At 66.7% G+C, this 20062-nt stretch carries 21 protein-coding genes; 18 read left to right on the top strand and 3 right to left on the bottom strand.

Annotated features, from left to right (window positions below; all coding sequences use genetic code 11):
- Positions 1-8 precede the first annotated feature (8 nt).
- From cyoB to ureG, 16 genes are all read left to right on the top strand, one after another.
- Complete coding sequence (gene cyoB, locus KHO18_RS18460; RefSeq protein WP_144201711.1) at positions 9-1982, top strand: cytochrome o ubiquinol oxidase subunit I; 1974 nt, start codon at positions 9-11, stop codon at positions 1980-1982.
- Between the two features lie 5 nt (positions 1983-1987).
- Complete coding sequence (cyoC, locus tag KHO18_RS18455; protein WP_144201523.1) at positions 1988-2638, top strand: cytochrome o ubiquinol oxidase subunit III; 651 nt, start codon at positions 1988-1990, stop codon at positions 2636-2638.
- A complete protein-coding gene (cyoD, locus tag KHO18_RS18450; RefSeq protein WP_092292429.1) occupies positions 2638-2985 on the top strand; it encodes a cytochrome o ubiquinol oxidase subunit IV in 348 nt (115 codons plus the stop codon). The genes cyoC and cyoD overlap by 1 nt, the downstream gene beginning before the upstream one ends.
- 304 nt (positions 2986-3289) lie before the next feature.
- Entirely contained in the window at positions 3290-4552 is a 1263-nt protein-coding gene (gene urtA, locus KHO18_RS18445) for an urea ABC transporter substrate-binding protein (RefSeq protein ID WP_211943673.1), read from the top strand.
- Between the two features lie 117 nt (positions 4553-4669).
- On the top strand, positions 4670-6313 hold the full coding sequence (gene urtB / locus KHO18_RS18440; RefSeq protein WP_144201516.1) for an urea ABC transporter permease subunit UrtB: 1644 nt from the start codon (positions 4670-4672) through the stop codon (positions 6311-6313).
- A gap of 1 nt (position 6314) precedes the next feature.
- Positions 6315-7532 carry an urea ABC transporter permease subunit UrtC gene (gene urtC, locus KHO18_RS18435; protein WP_144201514.1) on the top strand — a complete coding sequence of 406 codons (1218 nt, stop codon included), beginning with the start codon at positions 6315-6317 and terminating at the stop codon, positions 7530-7532.
- On the top strand, positions 7529-8410 hold the full coding sequence (gene urtD, locus KHO18_RS18430) for an urea ABC transporter ATP-binding protein UrtD (protein WP_144201512.1): 882 nt from the start codon (positions 7529-7531) through the stop codon (positions 8408-8410). The genes urtC and urtD overlap by 4 nt, the downstream gene beginning before the upstream one ends.
- A 2-nt stretch (positions 8411-8412) precedes the next feature.
- Positions 8413-9105, top strand: a complete 693-nt coding sequence (urtE, locus tag KHO18_RS18425; RefSeq protein ID WP_092292439.1) for an urea ABC transporter ATP-binding subunit UrtE — start codon at positions 8413-8415, stop codon at positions 9103-9105.
- A 9-nt stretch (positions 9106-9114) separates the two neighbouring features.
- Positions 9115-9987 carry an urease accessory protein UreD gene (locus KHO18_RS18420; protein WP_186296951.1) on the top strand — a complete coding sequence of 291 codons (873 nt, stop codon included), beginning with the start codon at positions 9115-9117 and terminating at the stop codon, positions 9985-9987.
- A 33-nt stretch (positions 9988-10020) separates the two neighbouring features.
- Positions 10021-10323 carry an urease subunit gamma gene (locus KHO18_RS18415; RefSeq protein ID WP_144201510.1) on the top strand — a complete coding sequence of 101 codons (303 nt, stop codon included), beginning with the start codon at positions 10021-10023 and terminating at the stop codon, positions 10321-10323.
- A 28-nt stretch (positions 10324-10351) separates the two neighbouring features.
- Entirely contained in the window at positions 10352-10990 is a 639-nt protein-coding gene (locus tag KHO18_RS18410; RefSeq protein ID WP_144201508.1) for a HupE/UreJ family protein, read from the top strand.
- Between the two features lie 31 nt (positions 10991-11021).
- Positions 11022-11327: an urease subunit beta gene (locus KHO18_RS18405; RefSeq protein ID WP_144201506.1), complete on the top strand. Its 306-nt coding sequence runs from the start codon at positions 11022-11024 to the stop codon at positions 11325-11327.
- Positions 11327-13045 carry an urease subunit alpha gene (gene ureC, locus KHO18_RS18400; RefSeq protein ID WP_144201504.1) on the top strand — a complete coding sequence of 573 codons (1719 nt, stop codon included), beginning with the start codon at positions 11327-11329 and terminating at the stop codon, positions 13043-13045. The genes KHO18_RS18405 and ureC overlap by 1 nt, the downstream gene beginning before the upstream one ends.
- A gap of 12 nt (positions 13046-13057) precedes the next feature.
- Positions 13058-13666, top strand: a complete 609-nt coding sequence (ureE, locus tag KHO18_RS18395; RefSeq protein WP_211943672.1) for an urease accessory protein UreE — start codon at positions 13058-13060, stop codon at positions 13664-13666.
- Between the two features lie 18 nt (positions 13667-13684).
- Positions 13685-14377, top strand: coding sequence for an urease accessory protein UreF (locus KHO18_RS18390; RefSeq protein ID WP_211943671.1), 693 nt, complete (start codon positions 13685-13687; stop codon positions 14375-14377).
- A 13-nt stretch (positions 14378-14390) separates the two neighbouring features.
- On the top strand, positions 14391-15014 hold the full coding sequence (ureG, locus tag KHO18_RS18385) for an urease accessory protein UreG (protein WP_144201497.1): 624 nt from the start codon (positions 14391-14393) through the stop codon (positions 15012-15014).
- A 21-nt stretch (positions 15015-15035) separates the two neighbouring features.
- Here ureG and KHO18_RS18380 read toward each other — a convergent pair whose 3' ends face one another.
- Complete coding sequence (locus KHO18_RS18380) at positions 15036-15416, bottom strand: helix-turn-helix domain-containing protein (protein WP_092292459.1); 381 nt, start codon at positions 15414-15416, stop codon at positions 15036-15038.
- A gap of 289 nt (positions 15417-15705) precedes the next feature.
- On the opposite strand from KHO18_RS18380, the gene KHO18_RS18375 reads away from it, so the two are divergent.
- Positions 15706-16359: a hypothetical protein gene (locus KHO18_RS18375; RefSeq protein ID WP_144201495.1), complete on the top strand. Its 654-nt coding sequence runs from the start codon at positions 15706-15708 to the stop codon at positions 16357-16359.
- 22 nt (positions 16360-16381) lie between these two features.
- On the opposite strand, the gene KHO18_RS18370 is transcribed toward KHO18_RS18375, so the two are convergent.
- Together KHO18_RS18370 and KHO18_RS18365 are read right to left on the bottom strand one after the other, a co-directional pair.
- Positions 16382-17074: a glutathione binding-like protein gene (locus tag KHO18_RS18370; RefSeq protein WP_144201493.1), complete on the bottom strand. Its 693-nt coding sequence runs from the start codon at positions 17072-17074 to the stop codon at positions 16382-16384.
- Between the two features lie 219 nt (positions 17075-17293).
- Entirely contained in the window at positions 17294-18556 is a 1263-nt protein-coding gene (locus tag KHO18_RS18365) for an acyl-CoA dehydrogenase family protein (RefSeq protein ID WP_211943670.1), read from the bottom strand.
- 156 nt (positions 18557-18712) lie between these two features.
- On the opposite strand from KHO18_RS18365, the gene KHO18_RS18360 reads away from it, so the two are divergent.
- A complete protein-coding gene (locus tag KHO18_RS18360) occupies positions 18713-19654 on the top strand; it encodes a LysR family transcriptional regulator (RefSeq protein ID WP_144201489.1) in 942 nt (313 codons plus the stop codon).
- Positions 19655-20062 lie beyond the last annotated feature (408 nt).

The raw sequence follows: 20062 nt of genomic DNA, 5'->3' as shown, positions 1-20062 counted from the left end.
GAGCAATGATGTTTGGCAAATTGACTTTGTCGGCGATTCCGTTTCATGAGCCGATCATCATGATCACGCTGAGCTGCGTGGCCCTTGGCGGGCTGGCGCTGCTCGGCGGGATCACGTACTTCAAGAAGTGGAACTACCTGTGGAGCGAGTGGATCACGTCCGTCGACCACAAGCGTATCGGCGTGATGTACTCGCTGGTGGCGCTGATCATGCTGCTGCGCGGCTTCGCCGACGCCATCATGATGCGTACCCAGCTGGCGCTAGCCACCAATGGCGACCCCGGCATCCTGCCCCCTGAGCACTACGACCAGATCTTCACCGCCCACGGCGTGATCATGATCTTCTTCGTGGCCATGCCGCTGATGACGGGCCTGATGAACCTTGTGGTGCCGCTGCAGATCGGCGCGCGCGACGTGGCGTTCCCGTTCCTGAACACGCTGAGCTTCTGGCTGTTCGTGGCCGGCGCGATGCTGGTCAACATCTCCCTGGGCGTTGGTGAATTCGCGCGTACCGGCTGGCTGGCCTATCCGCCGCTGTCGGGCATCGACTACAGTCCTGGCGTAGGGGTGGACTACTACCTCTGGTCCTTGCAGATATCAGGGCTGGGCACGCTGCTGACCGGCGTGAACTTCCTCGTGACCATCCTCAAGATGCGCGCCCCAGGCATGACCCTGATGCGCATGCCGGTGTTCACCTGGACCGCCCTGTGCACCAACGTGCTGATCGTGGCTGCCTTCCCGGTGCTGACGGTGTCGCTGGCGCTGCTGGGCCTGGACCGTTACTTCGGCATGCACTTCTTCACGAACGACGGTGGCGGCAACGCCATGATGTACGTGAACCTGATCTGGATCTGGGGCCACCCCGAGGTGTACATCCTGATCCTGCCGGCGTTCGGTATCTTCTCGGAGATCATCTCGACGTTTTCGGGCAAGAAGCTGTTCGGCTACAAGGGCATGGTCTACGCCACCGCCGCCATCATGGTGCTGTCGTTCATCGTCTGGCTGCACCACTTCTTCACGATGGGCTCCGGCGCCAGCGTGAATGCGTTCTTCGGCATCACCACGATGATCATCTCCATCCCCACCGGGGTGAAGATCTTCAACTGGCTGTTCACGATGTACCGTGGCCGCGTGCAGTTCACGTCGCCGGTGCTGTGGACGCTGGGCTTCATGATCACCTTCGTGATCGGCGGCATGACCGGGGTGCTGATGGCCGTGCCGGCAGCCGATTTCGTGCTGCATAACAGCCTGTTCCTGATTGCCCACTTCCACAACGTGATCATCGGTGGCGTGCTGTTCGGCTACCTGGCCGGCGTGACCTACTGGTGGCCGAAGGCGTTCGGCTTCAAGCTGGACGAGCGTCTGGGCAAGTGCGCGTTCTGGTGCTGGCTGGTTGGCTTCTACTTCGCGTTCATGCCGTTGTACGTGCTGGGCCTGATGGGCATGACCCGCCGCCTGAACCATACCGACAACCCGGCCTGGACCCCGTTCCTGTACGCGGCCGTGATTGGCGTGGTGTTCATCGCCATGGGTATCGGCTTCCAGGTGCTGCAGATCGTCGTGTCGATCCGCAACCGCAAGGCGCTGGCCGACGTCACGGGCGATCCGTGGGGTGGCCGTACGCTGGAGTGGGCCACGTCGTCGCCGCCCGCGTTCTACAACTTCGCGCACACCCCGGTGGTGCGTGACCTGGACGCGTTTGCCGACATGAAGGCCCGTGGCGAGACCATCCGCACGGACGGCTACGAGCAGATCCACATGCCGAAGAACACTGGCGCAGGCTTCTACATGGGTGCCTTCAGCCTCGTGCTGGGCTTCGCGCTGACCTGGCATATCTGGTGGCTTGCCGCCGTGGGCCTGGTTGGCATGGTGGTGGCGTTCATCCGCCGCGCCAACGACGACCATATCGATTACTACGTGCCGGCCAAGCAGGTCGAGCAGATCGAAACGCTGCACCAGCAGCGCATCGCCACGCAGGGCTGATCATCATGTCGACTGAAGTTCTAGACCGTTTCGGGGCGCAAGCCCCCGCCCACGGCCACGCGCACGATGCCGCGCATGACCACGACCACGCCCATCACGACACCAGCGAGAACACCGTCTTCGGTTTCTGGCTGTACCTGATGAGCGACTGCATCTTGTTCGCGTGCCTGTTCGCCGCCTACGCCGTGCTGCGCGGCGAAGTGGCGGGCGGCCCGTCGGGCAAGGAGCTGTTCGAGCTCAACTTCGTGCTGGTCGAGACGTTCATCCTGCTGTTCTCGTCGATCACGTACGGCTTCGCCATGATCTCGCTGCAGAACCGCAGCAAGGGTCGCGTGCTGTTCTGGCTCGGCGTGACGTTCCTGCTGGGTGCCGCGTTCATGTCGATGGAAATCTATGAGTTCCATCACCTGATCCACGAAGGCGCCGGCCCCGGCCGCAGCGCGTTCCTGTCGTCGTTCTTCACGCTCGTGGGTACCCACGGGCTGCACGTGGCCAGCGGCATGGTCTGGATGCTCGTGCTGATGTGGCAGCTGAACAAGAAGGGCATGACCGCGACGATGGAAAAGCGCCTGAACTGCCTGAGCCTGTTCTGGCACTTCTTGGACATCGTCTGGATTGGCGTCTTCACCGTGGTCTACCTGATGGGAGCACTGTAATGGCACAACAACATGCAACGGCTGCCCACGGCGAGTCGCACGGCCACAGCAGCGTCAAGTCGTATGTGATCGGCTTCGTGCTGGCCGTGATCCTGACGGTGATCCCGTTCAAGATCGTGATGGACGGCACCATGGACCGCGGCACGATCCTCTGGATCATCCTCGGCATGGCCGTGGTCCAGATCGTGGTCCACCTGAAGTACTTCCTCCATATGGATGGCTCCAAGGGTCAGCGCTGGAACGTCATGGCGTTTCTGTTCACGCTGCTGATCCTGTTCATCGTGCTGGCCGGTTCCCTCTGGATCATGCACAACATGAATGCCAACATGATGCCGATGATGAAGTAAGCATCGTCAGGCATGCAGCGAAGACGGGGCCCTCGGGCCCCGTTTTTTATTGCCGACGGTGCGCGATGCACTGCCGCCGGCCTGCATCCTGCACTGATTTGCGGCCGTGCACGATGCCGGTGCGGCGCCGGGCGCGGCACCGGCGGCCCGGTTGGCACCGCAATGGTGCGTCGGCATCACCCGCCGTGACGTTTCCTCCCACCTTTGATCGTTCCCGGCCTGGCAGTCCATGGCACGCTAGTTGCAGAAGGATCACCCGGGGTGCGTAGAGTCCCTGACCATATACGACAAACTGGGAGCTGCAATGAAACGACGTGACATGCTGAAGCTGTCGGCGGTAGCCGCCGCGGCGATGATCGGTACCAGCCCGCTGCTGGCGCAGTCGAAGGATCCGATCAAGGTCGGCATCCTGCATTCGCTGTCGGGCACGATGGCCATCTCCGAGACCTCGCTCAAGGATGTGGCGCTGATGACCATCGACGAGATCAACAAGAGCGGCGGCGTGCTCGGCCGCAAGCTCGAGCCGGTGGTGGTGGACCCCGCCTCCAACTGGCCGCTGTTCGCCGAAAAGGCGCGTCAGCTGATCACGCAGGACAAGGTCGCCGTCACGTTTGGGTGCTGGACCTCGGTATCGCGCAAGTCCGTGCTCCCGGTCTACGAGGAACTGAACTCGCTGCTGTTCTACCCGGTGCAGTACGAGGGCGAGGAGATGTCGAAAAACGTGTTCTACACCGGTGCCGCGCCTAACCAGCAGGCCATCCCGGCCGTGGAATACCTGATGAGCAAGGAAGGCGGCGGCGCCAAGCGCTTCTTCCTGCTCGGCACCGACTACGTGTACCCGCGCACGACCAACAAGATCCTGCGCGCGTTCCTGAAGAGCAAGGGCGTGGCCGACAAGGACATCGAGGAGGTCTACACCCCGTTCGGACATAGCGACTACCAGACCATCGTCGCCAACATCAAGAAGTTCTCGCAAGGCGGCAAGACGGCCGTGATCTCGACGATCAACGGCGACTCCAACGTGCCGTTCTACAAGGAACTGGGCAACGCCGGCCTGAAGGCCAAGGACGTGCCGGTGGTGGCCTTCTCCGTGGGCGAGGAAGAACTGCGCGGCATCGACACCAAGCCGCTGGTCGGCCATCTGGCCGCCTGGAACTACTTCATGTCCGTGAAGAACCCCGAGAACGACGCGTTCAAGAAGCAATGGGCGGCGTGGGTCAAGGCCAACAACCTGCCCGGCGGCGACAAGCGTGTGACCAACGACCCGATGGAAGCCACCTACGTCGGCATCCACATGTGGGCGCAGGCGGTCAAGAAGGCCGGCACCACCGATGCGGACAAGGTGCGCCAGGCCATGTACGGCCAGACCTTCAAGTCGCCGGACGGCTTCACGCTGACCATGGGCGAGAACCACCACCTGTACAAGCCGGTGATGATCGGCGAAGTGAAGGGCGACGGCCAGTTCTCCGTGGTGTGGAAGACGGCGAAGCCGGTGCGCGCGCAGCCGTGGAGCCCGTTCATCGCGGGTAACGAAGGCAAGCCGGACAAGGTTGTCGCCGGCCGCTGATCTTCAGCGTATCCATGGTGTTTTGCCCCTCTCCCTTGGGGGAGGGGAGCCCTCCCTCGGTCGTTCCACGCATAAAAGACGCGAACCATCGCGCCATATCAGACGCCAGCCAGCCCTATGCACCGATCTCCATTCCCGTCCGCCTTGCCGTGGCTGCGCGCCATGCTGGCTGTGCTGTTGCTGGCCGCCGCGCCGCTGTGGGCGGCACCGCTCACGCAGGCTGACCTCAAGCCGTTGGTTGAAGACGACTTCGACGCCAAGACGGCTGCGCTCGCCGCGCTGACGCAGGCGCCGCCCGAACAGGCTGGGCCGATCCTGCGCGCGCTCCAGGACGACACGCTGCAATATGCGCCATCAGTGGGCATGGTGCGCCAGGACGATGGCAAAACCGTCGATGCCGTCACCGGCAAGCCGGTGACCGTGAAGGCCGATGAACTCGAGTCGCTCACGCTGAACAACAGCCTGCGGGCCATCGTCGATAGCGCCGCGAGCAGCCTGCTGCTGCAATCGCCGGACATCGCGGTGCGCACGCAGGCCATCAACACCTTGTCCGATCAACCCGAGAATGCCTCGCGTGAAGCCGTGGAAGCGGCCCGCAAGGCCGAGGCCGACGCCGGCCTGCGCGCCCGGCTCGACGTGATCTGGGCCAGCACCGTGCTGGCGCAGGGCACCGACGCCACGCGCGACGCGCGGCTGGAAGCCATCCGCATCCTCGGCCAGGACAGCAATCCGCAGATCCGCCAGAAGCTGACGCCGCTGGTGGAGCGCGATGAAGCGGGCAAGTTCAAGGAGCCCGATGCCGATGTACGCGCCGCCGCGCAGCAGGCCATCGACAAGATGCGTGGCGAGCAGGGTCGCGCCGAGCTGCTCGGCAACCTGTTTGCCGGCCTGAGCCTTGGCAGCGTGCTGCTGCTGGCCGCGCTGGGCCTGGCCATCACCTATGGGCTGATCGGCGTCATCAACATGGCGCACGGGGAGTTCCTGATGATCGGCGCCTACGCCACCTACGTGGTGCAGACGCTGTTCCGCGCCTATGCGCCCAACGCGTTCGACTGGTACCTGCTGGCGGCGCTGCCGGCGTCGTTCCTGGCGGCGGGCGTCGTCGGCTTCGCCATCGAGCGGATTGTGCTGCGCCACCTGTACGGCCGCCCGCTCGAGACGCTGCTGGCCACCTTCGGTATCAGCCTGCTGCTGATGCAGGCCGTGCGCACCATCTTCGGCGCCCAGAACGTGGAAGTGGCCAATCCCAACTGGATGAGCGGAGGCGTCACCGCGATGGCCGGCCTCGTGATTCCGTACAACCGCATCGTCATCATCGCCTTCGCGCTGGCCGTGGTGGCCGTGGCGTGGGCCGTGCTGAACCGCACCCGGCTCGGCCTGTTCGTGCGCGCCACCACGCAGAACCGCACCATGGCGGCCTGCGTGGGTGTGCGCACGTGGAAGGTGGACAGCTACGCCTTCGCGTTCGGTGCCGGCATCGCCGGGCTGGGCGGCTGCGCGCTGTCCCAGATCGGCAACGTAGGGCCGGACCTCGGGCAGGCCTACATCATCGATTCGTTCATGGTGGTGGTGCTCGGCGGTGTAGGCCAGCTGGCCGGCACCATCGTCGGCGCCTTCGGGCTCGGCCTCATCAACAAGTTCATCGAGCCGTTCTACGGCGCGGTGCTGGCCAAGATCTTCGTCCTGGTGCTGATCGTGCTGTTTATCCAGAAACGCCCGCAGGGCCTGTTCGCGCTCAAAGGGCGCAGCGCGGAGGCATGACATGCGTAGCTTTCAATCGAACTCCTCGAACGGGGCGCCGTTCCGCCTCTCGGTTCCCGAGCGCCAGCCGCTCTTCTCGCGCAAGGTGTGGCTGGCGCTGGTCATCCTCACGCTGGTGGTCGCGGTCGGCGTGCCGATCTGCGCGCTGGTGATTCCGGAGGGCCACCCGCTGCACCTGTCGGCCTACGCGCTGACGCTGATCGGCAAGATCATGTGCTTCGCGCTGGCGGCCATTGCGCTGGACCTGGTGTGGGGCTACTGCGGCATCCTGAGCCTCGGCCACGGCCTGTTCTTCGCGCTGGGCGGCTATGCGATGGGCATGTACCTGATGCGGTCGATCGGCCGTGAAGGCGTGTACAAGAGCGACCTGCCCGACTTCATGGTGTTCCTCGACTGGAAGGAACTGCCCTGGTTCTGGCACGGCACCGAGCACCTGCCGTACGCGCTGCTGCTGGTGGTGCTGGTGCCGGGCGTGCTGGCGTGGCTGTTCGGCTTCTTCGCGTTCCGCTCGCGCATCAAGGGCGTGTACCTGTCGATCATCACGCAGGCCATGACTTACGCGGCGATGCTGCTGTTCTTCCGCAACGAGACCGGCTTCGGCGGCAACAACGGCTTCACGGACTTCAAGCGCATCGCCGGCTACGCCGTGGCCGCGCCGGAAACCCGCGCCGCGCTGTTCGTGCTGACCTTCCTGGCGCTGCTGGCCGGGTTCGTGGCGTGCCGCTACATCGTCACGTCGAAGCTGGGCCGGGTGGTCACCGCCGTGCGGGATGCCGAGATGCGTGTGATGTTCTCCGGCTACAACCCGCTCGGCTACAAGCTGTTCGTCTGGACCTTCTCGGCCGTGCTGTGCGGGATTGCCGGCGCGCTCTACGTGCCGCAGGTGGGCATCATCAACCCGGGCGAGATGTCGCCAGCCAACTCCATCGAGATGGCGGTCTGGGTGGCCGTGGGCGGCCGCGGCACGCTGATCGGGCCGATCGTCGGCGCCTTCCTGGTCAACGGTGCCAAGACCATGTTCACGGCCTACTTCGCCGAGTACTGGCTGTTCCTGCTTGGCGCGATGTTCGTGCTCGTGACGCTGTACCTGCCCGATGGCGTGGTGGGCCTGTGGCGCCGCCTGCGCGGCAAGCGCACGGCCGCCCAGAAGATCCAGGCGGCCACGGGCGAGGCGGTGAACCCGGCCGCCGTGACCCCGCAACAAGGGAGCGAGGCATGAACGCGGCCACCTCACAACCTGGCGCACAACACAGTGCACAGCGCGGCGCGGATCAGGCGGAGAGCGGCGACGCCACCGGCCTGGGCCGCGTGCTGGAGCCCGGCGTCATCGACACCTCGCACGGTCCCATCCTCTACCTGGAGGACCTGACCGTGCAGTTCGACGGTTTCCGCGCGCTCAACAAGCTGTCGCTGTCCATCGATCACGGCGAGCTGCGCTGCGTGATCGGCCCGAACGGCGCCGGCAAGACCACGATGATGGACGTCATCACCGGCAAGACCGGCCCGCGCAACGCCAACGTCAGCGGGCGCGTCTTCCTCGGGCAGTCCATCGACCTGATGCGGATGACCGAACCGCGCATCGCGCAGGTCGGCATCGGCCGCAAGTTCCAGAAGCCCACGGTGTTCGAGCAGCACGAAGTATGGGAGAACCTGGAACTGGCGATGAAGGCGGACAAGCGCTGGTGGTCGTCGCTGCGCGCGCGGCTGACCGGCGAGGGCCATCGCCGCATCGAGGAAACGCTGGCGCTGACCGGGCTCGAAGACGAGGCGTATCGCCCGGCCGGCCTGCTGTCCCACGGCCAGAAGCAGCGGCTGGAGATCGGCATGTTGCTGATGCAGCAGCCGCAACTGCTGCTGCTCGATGAACCCGTGGCCGGCATGACGGACGAAGAGACGATGCAGCTGGCCGGCCTGCTGAACAGCCTGCGCGGCAGTTGCTCGATGATGGTCGTGGAGCACGACATGGAATTCGTGGCGGCGCTGGCCGGACCGTCCGGCAAGGTCTCGGTGCTGGCCGAGGGCAGCCTGCTGGCCGAAGGCACGCTAGACGCCGTGAAGCGCGACGAGCGCGTGATCGAGTCCTATCTGGGAAGGTAACCATGCTGCAGGTCAATGCACTGAACCAGTTCTACGGCGGCAGCCACATCCTGCGCGACATCTCGTTCGAGGTGCCCCAGGGCAAGCTGACCACGCTGCTCGGCCGTAACGGCGTGGGCAAGAGCACGCTGCTCAAATGCCTGATGGGCGTGGTGCCCACGCGTAGCGGCCACATCAGCTGGGAGGGCAAGGCCCTCGAGAAGAAGGCCCCGTACGAGCGCGTCTCGGCCGGGCTCGCCTACGTGCCGCAGGGCCGCGAGATCTTCCCGCGCCTGACCGTCGAGGAGAACCTGCTGATCGGCGCCGCCAGCCGCGCGCGCCCGAACGGCGTGCCGGACCGCATCTACCAGCTGTTCCCGGTGCTGCGCACGATGCGCTCGCGCCGCGGCGGCGACCTCTCCGGCGGCCAGCAGCAGCAACTGGCCATCGGCCGGGCGCTGATGAGCGAGCCGCAGCTGCTGATCCTCGACGAGCCCACCGAAGGCATCCAGCCGTCCATCATCCAGGACATCGGCCGCGCACTGCGCCTGCTGGTGGACGAGTTCGGCATGACGGTGCTGCTGGTGGAGCAGTACTACGAGTTCGCCCGTCATCTGGCCGATCACTACGTCGTGATGAGCCGGGGCGAGGTGGTGGCCCGGGGCGAGGGCGCCACCATGGAACAGGATGGTGTGCGGGAGCTGATCGCGGTGTAATCTTCGCCCATGCGTCACCCCGATTTCCCATCCCAACTCGCCATGCCCGCCGCCTGGCATGCCAGCCTGCGCCTGCGCTTCGCCGCGCGCGCGGGCCGCACCGCCTTGGTCGAGCGCCGCCATCAGGGGCCGCTGCTGGTGCAGAAGCCCCTCTATCCGGAGGGCGACATCTGCCACGTGGTGGTGCTGCATCCGCCCGCCGGCGTGGCCGGCGGTGACAGGCTCGACATCGACATCGCCGTGGAAGCCGGCGCCCATGCCGTGCTGGCCACGCCGGGCGCCACCAAATGGTACAAGTCGCTCGGCCGCGAGGCCGCCCAGCAGGTGCGCATCGATGTGGCCGACGGCGCCCGGCTGGACTGGCTGCCGCAGGAGAACATCGTGTTCGACGATGCGCGCGCCCGCATTGCCACGGACGTCGTCGTGGCGCCCACCGGCAGCGCCATCGGCTGGGATGCCGTGGTGCTGGGCCGGCAGGCCTCGGGCGAGCGCTGGTCGAGCGGCGCGCTGTGGCTGGACACCCGCGTGGCCGGCCCGGACCGCGCGCTGTGGATCGAGCAATCGCAGGTCGATGCCACCTCGCCGCTGCGCCCCGCCGTGGCGGGCATGGACGGCCTGCACATCCTCGGCACGCTCTGGGCGGTGGGGCAGGGCGCCACGCCGGCACTGGCCGAAACCCTGGCCGAACCATTACCCTACGCGCCGGACCTGCGCGCCGGCGTGACCTGCCTTGCCGGGTCTGCAGGGCAGTCCATGCTGCTCCTGCGCGTCCTGGGGCGTGACATGGAAGCCGTGCGGCGCGTGATGACCGGCGCCTGGTCCGCGCTGCGCGCGCCGATCCACGGCGTGGCGGCCCGGCCGCTGCGCCTCTGGGCCACCTGACAACAAGACAAGCAAAGAACGAGGAACAGAACGATGGAACTGACGCCGCGCGAGAAGGACAAGCTGCTGATCTTCACCGCCGCCCTGCTGGCCGAGCGCCGCCGCGCACGCGGGCTCAAGCTCAACTATCCCGAGGCCGTGGCCCTGATCACCGCCGCGATCATGGAAGGCGCGCGCGACGGCCGCACCGTGGCCGACCTGATGCACGAGGGCACCACCGTGCTCAGCCGCGAGGACGTCATGGATGGCGTGGCCGAACTGATCCCCGAGATCCAGGTCGAGGCCACCTTCCCGGACGGCACCAAGCTCGTCACCGTGCACCATCCCATCGTCTGACACCCGATTCCACAACAAGAGAGCAACCATGCACCGATTCCTCCATCGCGCCGCCACGGGCACCGTGCTGACCCTGGCCACCGCGTCCGCCTTCGCCCATCCCGGCCATGACGCCGCCACCGTAGGCGCCAGCCTCTGGGCCGGCCTGCTGCACCCGTTCACCGGCGCGGACCACCTGCTGGCGATGGCCGCCGTGGGCGTGTGGAGCGCGCTCGCCACCAGTTCACGCGGCGCCTTCGGGCAAGGCGCGCCGGCCAAGGCCGACCTGCTGCGCCTGCCGCTGGCCTTCGTCGCCATGATGCTGGTGGGCGCGGCGCTGGGTCTTGCCGGCGTGACGCTGCCGGCCGTGGAGCCGATGATCGCGGTGTCGCTGCTGGTGATCGGCCTGCTGGTGGCCGTGCGGGCGCGCCTGTCGGCCATGGCCGGGATGGCCGTCGTCGGCGGCTTCGCGCTGTTCCACGGCTACGCGCACGGCGCCGAGCTGCCGGCCACGGCTGGCGCCATGCCCGCGGTGCTGGCCTACGTGGGCGGCTTCGCGGTGGCGACGATGGTGCTGCACGGCCTGGGCATCGGCGCGGGCCTGTTCCTGCGCCGCCATGCGGGCTGGATCGCCCGCGTGGCCGGGGCTGGCGTGGCGCTGTACGGCGCCGGCCTGCTGGTCGCCTGAGCGGCGGACGTCACCCTCAAGGAGCCTTGCGATGATTCCCGGTGAACTGATGCCGCTCGACGGCGAAATCGAACTGAACGCGGGCCGCGCCACGGTGAACGTCACGGTGGCCAACACCGGCGACCGCCCCGTGCAGGTGGGTTCGCACTTCCACTTCTACGAAACCAATGCCGCGCTCGACTTCGACCGCGAGGCCGCGCGCGGCTTCCGGCTGGATATCGCCGCCGGCACGGCGGTGCGCTTCGAGCCCGGCCAGTCGCGCACGGTGCAACTGGTGGCGCTCGCCGGCGACCGCATCGTCTACGGCTTCAACGGCAAGATCATGGGAGCGCTGTGATGAGCGTGAAAATCTCCAGGCAGGCCTATGCCGAGATGTTCGGCCCCACCACCGGCGACCGCCTGCGGCTGGCCGACACCGGGCTGGTGATCGAGGTCGAACGTGACTACACGATCTACGGCGAGGAAGTGAAGTTCGGCGGCGGCAAGGTGATCCGCGACGGCATGGGCCAGAGCCAGCGCATGGCCAAGGATTGCGTCGATACCGTCATCACCAACGCGCTGATCGTGGACCACTGGGGCATCGTCAAGGCCGACATCGGCCTCAAGCACGGCCGCATCGCATCGATCGGCAAGGCCGGCAATCCGGACATCCAGCCCGGCGTGACCATCGTCGTGGGGCCCGGCACGGAGGTCATCGCGGGCGAGGGCATGATCGTCACCGCCGGCGGCATCGACAGCCACATCCACTTCATCTGCCCGCAGCAGATCGAGGAAGCGCTGATGAGTGGCGTGACGACGATGATCGGCGGCGGCACCGGCCCGGCCACGGGCACTTTCGCCACCACCGTCACGCCGGGGCCGTGGTACATGGAGCGCATGCTGCAGGCGGCCGACGCCTACCCGATGAACATCGGCTTCCTCGGCAAGGGCAATGCCAGCCAGGCCGGCCCGCTGACCGAGCAGGTCGAGGCGGGCGCCATCGGCCTGAAGCTGCACGAGGACTGGGGCACCACGCCGCAGGCCATCGACACCTGCCTGACCGTGGCGGATGCCACCGACACCCAGGTGGCCATCCACACGGACACGCTCAACGAGGGCGGCTTCGTGGAGGCCACCATCGCCGCCTTCAAGGGGCGCACGATCCACACCTATCACACGGAGGGCGCCGGCGGCGGCCACGCGCCGGACATCATCAAGGTCTGCGGCGAGGCCAACGTGCTGCCGTCGTCGACCAATCCCACGCGCCCGTACACCGTGAACACGCTGGACGAGCACCTGGACATGCTGATGGTGTGCCATCACCTGGACCCGGCGATTGCCGAGGACATCGCCTTCGCGGAGTCGCGCATCCGCCGCGAGACCATCGCGGCCGAGGACATCCTCCACGACCTGGGCGCCTTCTCGATGATCTCGAGCGATTCGCAGGCCATGGGCCGCGTGGGCGAAGTCATCATCCGCACCTGGCAGACCGCGCACAAGATGGCGGCGCAGCGCGGCAAGCTGCCGGGCGACCCGCACGACGCGCGCGGCGGCCACGACAACTTCCGTGTGAAGCGCTACATCGCCAAGTACACGATCAACCCGGCGCTGACGCATGGCATCGCGCACGAGGTGGGCTCGATCGAGGTGGGCAAATGGGCCGATCTGGTGCTGTGGAAGCCGGCCTTCTTCGGCGTGAAGCCGAGCCTGATCCTGAAGGGCGGGATGATCGCGGCGGCGGCGATGGGCGACCCCAACGCGTCCATCCCCACGCCGCAGCCGGTGCACTACCGGCCGATGTTCGCCTCGGCGGGCGGGGCGCTGCCGCGCTCGTCGCTGACCTTCGTGTCGCAGGCCGCGCTGGCGGCGGACGTGGGCGGGCGCTACGGGCTGGCCAAGACGCTGGCGGCGGTGCGCGGCACGCGTACGGTGAGCAAGCGCGATATGGTCCACAATGACTGGCAGCCGCACGTCACCGTGGACCCGGAGACCTATCAGGTAGTCGCCGATGGCCAGCTGCTGATGTGCGAACCCGCCACCGTGCTGCCGATGGCGCAGCGCTATTTCCTGTTCTGACGGCCCCTGATTGTGATCAAGATCGACAAACTCCTCCCCGCCCCGCACGGCATTGCGCCGGTGCTGGTGCGGCGCGCCCCCAAGCTCGTGCTGCCGTTCGGCGAGCGCAGCAAGAGCCGCCTGCGCGCCGTGCTAGACAACGGGGCGGAAGCCGCGCTGTTCCTGCCGCGCGGCACCGTGCTGCGTGGCGGCGACCTGCTGGTGGCCGAGGACGGTACCTTCGTCGAGGTGCAGGCGGCCCCCGAGTCCGTACTGGAAGTGACGGCAACCGATCCGCTGGCCCTGATGCGCGCCGCCTACCACCTGGGCAACCGCCACACCCCGGTGGAAGTCGGCCGCGACTACCTGCGGCTGGAATTCGACGCCGTGCTGGCGGACATGCTGGCCCGCCTCGGCGTGCAGGCCACCCGCGCCGAACTACCCTTCGAGCCCGAGGCCGGTGCCTACGGCGGCGGCCACAAACACGGCCACGACGCCACCTTCGCTGAGGATTACGCGGCGGCGCAGGCGGTGTTCCATGACCATCATGGGCATGACCACGGGCATGACCACGGTCACAGCCATGACCACGGGCATGACCATGGCCACGTTCATGATGAGCACTGTGGCCACAAGCACTGAATCCGCCCCAACCGCCCCATGACCGCGCTCCCCCAACTGATCTCGCTGCTGCATCTGGCGTCGCCGGCGTTGCCGATTGGCGGTTTCAGCTATTCGCAGGGGCTCGAGGCGGCCATCGACTGCGGGCTGGTGACCGATGCGGCCAGCGCCGAGCGGTGGATCCGGGACAACCTCACGCATGTGCAGGCGCACTGCGAGGCGCCGGTCTGGCTGCTGCTTCATCGTGCCTGGCTGGCGCGCGACCTGGCCGCCGTGCGGCACTGGAACGACTGGTTCCACGCCACGCGCGAGACGGCCGAGCTTCGGCTCGAAACCGAGCAGATGGGCTGGTCGCTGTCGAAGCTGATCGGCCAGATGGGGTGGGGCGGTGCCGCCATGGCATCGGACTTGTCCGAATTGGCGCCAATCTGCCTGCCCACCGCGTTCACGGCCGCCTGCGTGGCGCTGGGCGTGGACGCGCGTGACGGCCTGGCGGCCTATGCTTTCAACTGGACCGAAAACCAGGTCGCCGCCGCGATCAAGGCGGTGCCGCTCGGCCAGGTGGCCGGCCAGCACATCCTGCGCGGGCTGCACCCGGCCGTGCTGGCCGTGGTCGATGAAGCGGTGCAACGCGCCGACGCCGATCCGCCCCGCCTGTCCACGTTTTCCCCAATGCTGGGGCTGCTCTCTGCACGCCACGAGACGCAGTACTCCCGGCTGTTCCGTTCCTGACCCAGCCACAAACATGACCCGAACCAAGAAAAATCCGCCCCTGCGCGTTGGCGTGGGCGGCCCCGTGGGCTCCGGCAAGACCACGCTGCTGGAAATGCTCTGCAAGGCCATGCGCGACCGCTATGACCTGGTCGCCATTACCAATGACATCTATACAAAGGAAGACCAGCGCCTGCTGACGATCTCCGGCGCGCTGCCGGCGGAGCGGATCATGGGGGTGGAGACGGGCGGCTGCCCGCACACGGCGATCCGCGAGGATGCCTCGATCAACCTCGAGGCCGTGGACCGCATGCTGGCGAAGTTCCCCGATGCCGACATCGTCTTCATCGAGTCTGGCGGCGACAATCTGGCCGCCACCTTCAGCCCGGAATTGTCCGACCTGACGATCTACGTGATCGACGTGGCCGGCGGGGAGAAGATCCCGCGCAAGGGCGGGCCGGGAATCACGAAGTCTGACCTGCTGGTCATCAACAAGACCGATCTGGCGCCGTACGTGGGTGCCTCACTCGAGATCATGGAAGCCGACGCCCGCAAGATGCGCGGGGAGCGGCCATTCGTGATGGGGAGTGTCAAGGCCGGGCAGGGGCTCGATCAGGTCATCGCCTTTATCGAACGCCAGGGCTTGCTGACGGTATAAGGTGCGGCGGGTGGGGCAGGCTCAGCGCGGCTGCTTGCGGGCCAGCGCGCGGGCTACGCCGGCCACCACGTCGCGCTCGAAATCGCTCAGTTCGGCCATGTAGCGCATCGTCGCCTGCACGGCCGGCGAGGTGTCGGCCTGATACGGCGAACGCGGCGCCTCCACGGGCGCGGCGGCGGTTTCGTGGCGCGAAAAATCCAGCATCTCGGGCGGTGCCACGCCGAGTGTGTCAGCTAGAGTACATATGTTATAAAGAGCCACATTACGTGTGCCGCGTTCGATGCCGCTGAGGTACGATCTTGCCAGACCGCTTTCCAGCGACAGGGCTTCCTGAGACCAGCCGCGCTGCTTGCGCAACCAGGTCAGATGTCGCCCGAACAGCTTGAGAGGGTCGCCTGTCATATGCTGCTTTGTGGATTTTAAGTCGCTCAGAGCCTAAGGGTTTGACCCAAGCGTCACGACAACCTATAGTTCGTCGTTCTATCGGTACCAGATCCGCATCATAAGGGATGTACCCAAAACGGGTACGGAAGCGATGGTATTACCGGACGGCACTTAAGCCGTACCGAAACGGGGCAGTCGCGCAGTGAGGGGGGAGGTCGGCGGGCGGAAATCCGCGCCGCATCGTGGCCTGCCGACATTGCGCATTCCGTGGGACCCATGCGTCCCAGGCTCCGTTTTGGGGAATGCCATGCAGATTTTTTCGTTTTTCGACGCCGGGTTGTGCGGTGCAACGCCGCCCCTGCCGGACTTTCCGGACCTGAGCGTCGGTTTACAGTTATGTGTCATTCCGGCAACGGCCGGGCTCGGTCACGCCTGCCACCACGTGTTCCTGCGTGCCGGCGACATGCAATCCGGCATCGTTTCCGCCCCGGCCGAGTGGTGGGCCTGCCTGCGCGGCGGCCTGCGCGTGCTGTCCGCCGGCCAGGAACTGGCCGCGCTGGCCGGGGGCGATGTCTTCACGCCCCAGTCTGGGCAGCCGGTCATGCTCCAGGCCGTGCTGGACAGCGTGCTGGTGCGCACCGTGCCGCAGGCCGGCAGCCGGCCCGGCACCCCGAGTTTCGTCGTGATCGAGCCCGGCGAGCCCGACTGGGCCCAGCGGCTGCACGCCCATGACACGATATGGGCCACCTGCTACCGCGGCACGCTGTGCCTGCAATGGCGTGCCACACGCGGTACGGCCGGCGTGCGTACCGTCTACCTGCAACCCGGCATGGCCTTCGCGCCGGAGCGTTACGACGACTACTGCATCGATGCCATGGTGCCCGGCGCGGGCCTGCTGTGCTGTGCGCGCTCGCCGGTCGGCGAAGCCGAACCTGCGCTCGTGCTGCCCCGGGCGGCCTGACGGCTGACCGGGATGCCAGCGATCAGCGGCGCTGGTACTGCGTGGCGCCGAACAGGATCTCGCGCTCCGCATCGGTCCGCATCGGCTTGCGCTCCTTGGCGAGCACTTCCACGCCGCGCTTCACGGCGGGGCGCTCGGCAATCTCGTTGAACCAGCGCTTGAGGTGCGGATAGTCGTCCAGCTCCACGCCCTGGTTCTGCCAGCTGCGCAGCCAGGGGAAGGTGGCGATGTCCGCCACGCTGTAGCTGTCGCCGGCCAGCCAGGGGTGCTGCGACAACTGCTTGTCGATCACGCCATAGAGCCGTTTGGCCTCGTTGGTGTAGCGGTTCACCGCGTACTCGATCTTCTCCGGCGCGTAGATGCGGAAGTGGTGCGCCTGTCCCAGCATCGGCCCCACGCCGCCCATCTGGAACATCAGCCACTGCAGGGCTTCGTACTTGCCGCGCACGTCCTCGGGCAGGAACTTGCCGGTCTTGCCGGCCAGGTACAGCAGGATGGCGCCCGACTCGAACAGCGAGATGGGCTTGCCGTCCGGCCCGTCGGGATCGACGATGGCCGGGATCTTGTTGTTCGGGCTGATCTTGAGGAAGTCCTCGCCGAACTGGTCGCCAGCACCGATGTTGATCGGATGGACCTTGTACTCGAGGCCGCATTCCTCGAGCATGATGTGAACCTTGTGACCGTTGGGCGTCGCCCAGGTGTAGACGTCGATCATGAGGGAGCGCTCTCCTGGCTGCTTCGGAAATGTTCGGAAAATTCCGATGGGGAAGGGGCCCGGCGACCAGCGTCGCCAGGGTCCGAGCGATTAGAGCACAGAAGAAATAAGCCTGCTGGCGGTGCGGTCATCGCAGCCGCACCAATGAAAAAACGCGCGGCCCACGGGCCGCGCGCTTCGGCAAACTACGACGTCCAGCAGTTGCCGGGGTGCCGTGGCTCAGGAGCCGCGTGTCACCGGCATCTGGATGCTGTCCGGGTTCAGGCTCATGTGCTTGGCCAGTTCCAGCTTGGCGATGGCGTTGCGGTGCACCTCGTCCGGACCATCGGCCAGGCGCAGCGTACGCTGGTGCGCCCACCAGTTGGCCAGCGGGAAGTCACCCGAGACACCTGCGGCGCCGTGCACCTGGATCGCCCAGTCGATCACGCGCAGCGCCACGTTCGGCGCCACCACCTTGATCATGGCGATCTCGGCCTTGGCCACCTTGTTGCCCACGGTGTCCATCATGTAGGCGGCCTTCAGCGTCAGCAGGCGTGCCATCTCGATGTCGCAACGGGCTTCGGCGATGCGCTCCTGCGTCACGCCCTGGCGGGCGATCTGCTTGCCGAAGGCCACGCGGTCCAGGCTGCGCTTGCACATCAGTTCCAGCGCGCGCTCGGCCACGCCGATACTGCGCATGCAGTGGTGGATCCGGCCCGGGCCGAGGCGGCCCTGGGCGATCTCGAAGCCGCGCCCTTCGCCCAGCAGGATGTTGGCAGCCGGCACGCGCACATTCTTGAGTTCGATCTCCATATGGCCGTGCGGCGCATCGTCATAGCCGAACACGGGCAGGAAGCGCTTGATCGTGATGCCCGGGGTGTCCGCCGGCACGACGATCATCGACTGCTGCTCGTGGCGGCCCGCATCGGGATTGGTCTTGCCCATCACGATGTAGACCTTGCAGCGGGGGTCGCCGGCGCCCGACGACCACCACTTGGTGCCGTTGATCACGTAATGGTCGCCATCGCGCGCGATGCGGCAGCTGATATTGGTGGCGTCCGACGAGGCCACGTCCGGCTCCGTCATCAGGAAGGCCGAGCGGATCTCGCCGCGCAGCAGCGGTTCCAGCCACTGGTCCTTGAGTTCTTCGGAGGCGTAGCGCTCCAGCGTTTCCATGTTGCCGGTGTCCGGCGCGGCGCAGTTGAACACCTCGGGCGACCAGGGCGCGCGGCCCATGATCTCGCACATCGGCGCGTATTCGAGGTTCGACAGCCCCTCCGGTGCCCGCTTGGAGCGCGGCAGGAACAGGTTCCACAGCCCGGCCTCGCGCGCCAGCGGCTTCAGTTCCTCGACCACCTTGGTGGGAATCCAGGCGTTGCCGGCTTCGCGGTTGGCCTGGATCTCGGCGTAGAAGCGCTTTTCGTTCGGATAGATATGCTTGTCGAAAAAGGCCAGCAGCCGGGCCTGCATGTCCTTGACCTTGGGCGTGTACTCGAATTGCATGGGGTCTCCTCGCTACATTCGGGGGTGTGACGGCAGGCATCGCTTGGGACGGATGCCGACTGGGGCCTACTCTAGCGGACTGCGCGTAATAAGAAAAATGAATTTTCTGGATTGGACAGTATCAATGTCCTGCATTTCCATGCCAGAATGCCTGCCATGCAGCTATCCCGGATCGACCTGAACCTCTTCGTGGTGTTCGATGCCATCTACAGCGAAGGCAGCATCACCGCAGCCGCGCGTCAGCTCAACCTGACGCAGCCCGCCGTCAGCCATGCGCTGGGGCGGCTTCGCACGCTGTTCGACGATCCGCTGTTCGAGCGGCGCGGGCAGGGCATGGCGCCCACGCCGCTGGCGCGCTCGCTGGCGGGCGAGGTGCGCGGCGCGCTGCAGTCGTTCGCGCGCACGCTGCAGGATACGCCGCACTTCGACCCCACCGCCACCACGCGCCGCTTCACCATCGGCATGCGCGACGCGCTGGAATCTACGCTGCTGCCGCCGCTGATGGCGCGTGTGACGGCCATGGCACCGCATGTGGAGATTGCGGCGATCCGCTTCGACCGCCGCGAGATGGAGTCCGAACTGCTCGCCGGCACGCTGGATGCGGCCATCGACATCCTGCTGCCGGTCTCGCCGGCGATTCACCATGCCGCGTTCATGTCCGATCCGATGGTGGTGCTGGCCCGGCGCGACCATCCGCTGGTCAAGAAGGAGCTGACGCTGGAGCGCTATCTGGCGGCCGAACATGTGCACGTATCGTCACGTCGGCGCGGGGCGGGGCTGGAGGATCAGGCGCTGCACCGAATGGGCCTGACGCGCCGCGTGCGGCTGCGTTGCCAGCACTATGCGGCGGCCTGCCGCGTGGTCAGCTGCACGGACCTGCTCGCCACCTTGCCGATGCGTTACGCGCGCATCGCCAATGAGCCCTACGCCAACCGGCTGCTGGCGCTGCCGTTCAAGGTGCCGGCGCTGGAACTGCATCTCTATTGGCATGCCGGCGGCGAGAACGACGGCGCCAACCGCTGGCTGCGTGAGCAGCTGATGGCGGTGATGACGTCGCTCGGGAACGGCATGGGCGACGTCCCGCCCGCCGACGCGTAACGCGTAACGCGTAACGCCTATTGCACCCCCGTGCGCCGCGCGCGGGTCACAACGTAAGGCATTGTTAGCAGGCTGGACGATGCGGGAGGCGCTCCCTAACATCGTCCCGTTCCACCTGCCCCGGACGCCCATGCCCGCATGACACCGCGCCCCCGCGCGCGCGTCCACACCCGGCAGTCCCCTCCATCCACGACTACAGAGCCGCATTCCGATGCCAGGGAAACACTTGCGTAACGATTCCATGCCCTCCCGCGCGAACGCCTTCGCGCGACCCATGCCGATGACGATCCTGGCGGCCTGCGCCGCCCTCGCGCTCAGTGCCTGTGGCGGCGGCGGCGATGGCGCGCCCAGCGCCGGTACCAGCGCCGCTCCGGCAGCCGGTGGCGCCAATGCGAGCCAGGCGGCGTC

Origin of the sequence: Cupriavidus campinensis, from assembly GCF_905397395.1 — a bacterium.
Lineage (GTDB): Bacteria > Pseudomonadota > Gammaproteobacteria > Burkholderiales > Burkholderiaceae > Cupriavidus > Cupriavidus campinensis.
This window is presented reverse-complemented; position numbering and strand designations above follow the sequence as displayed.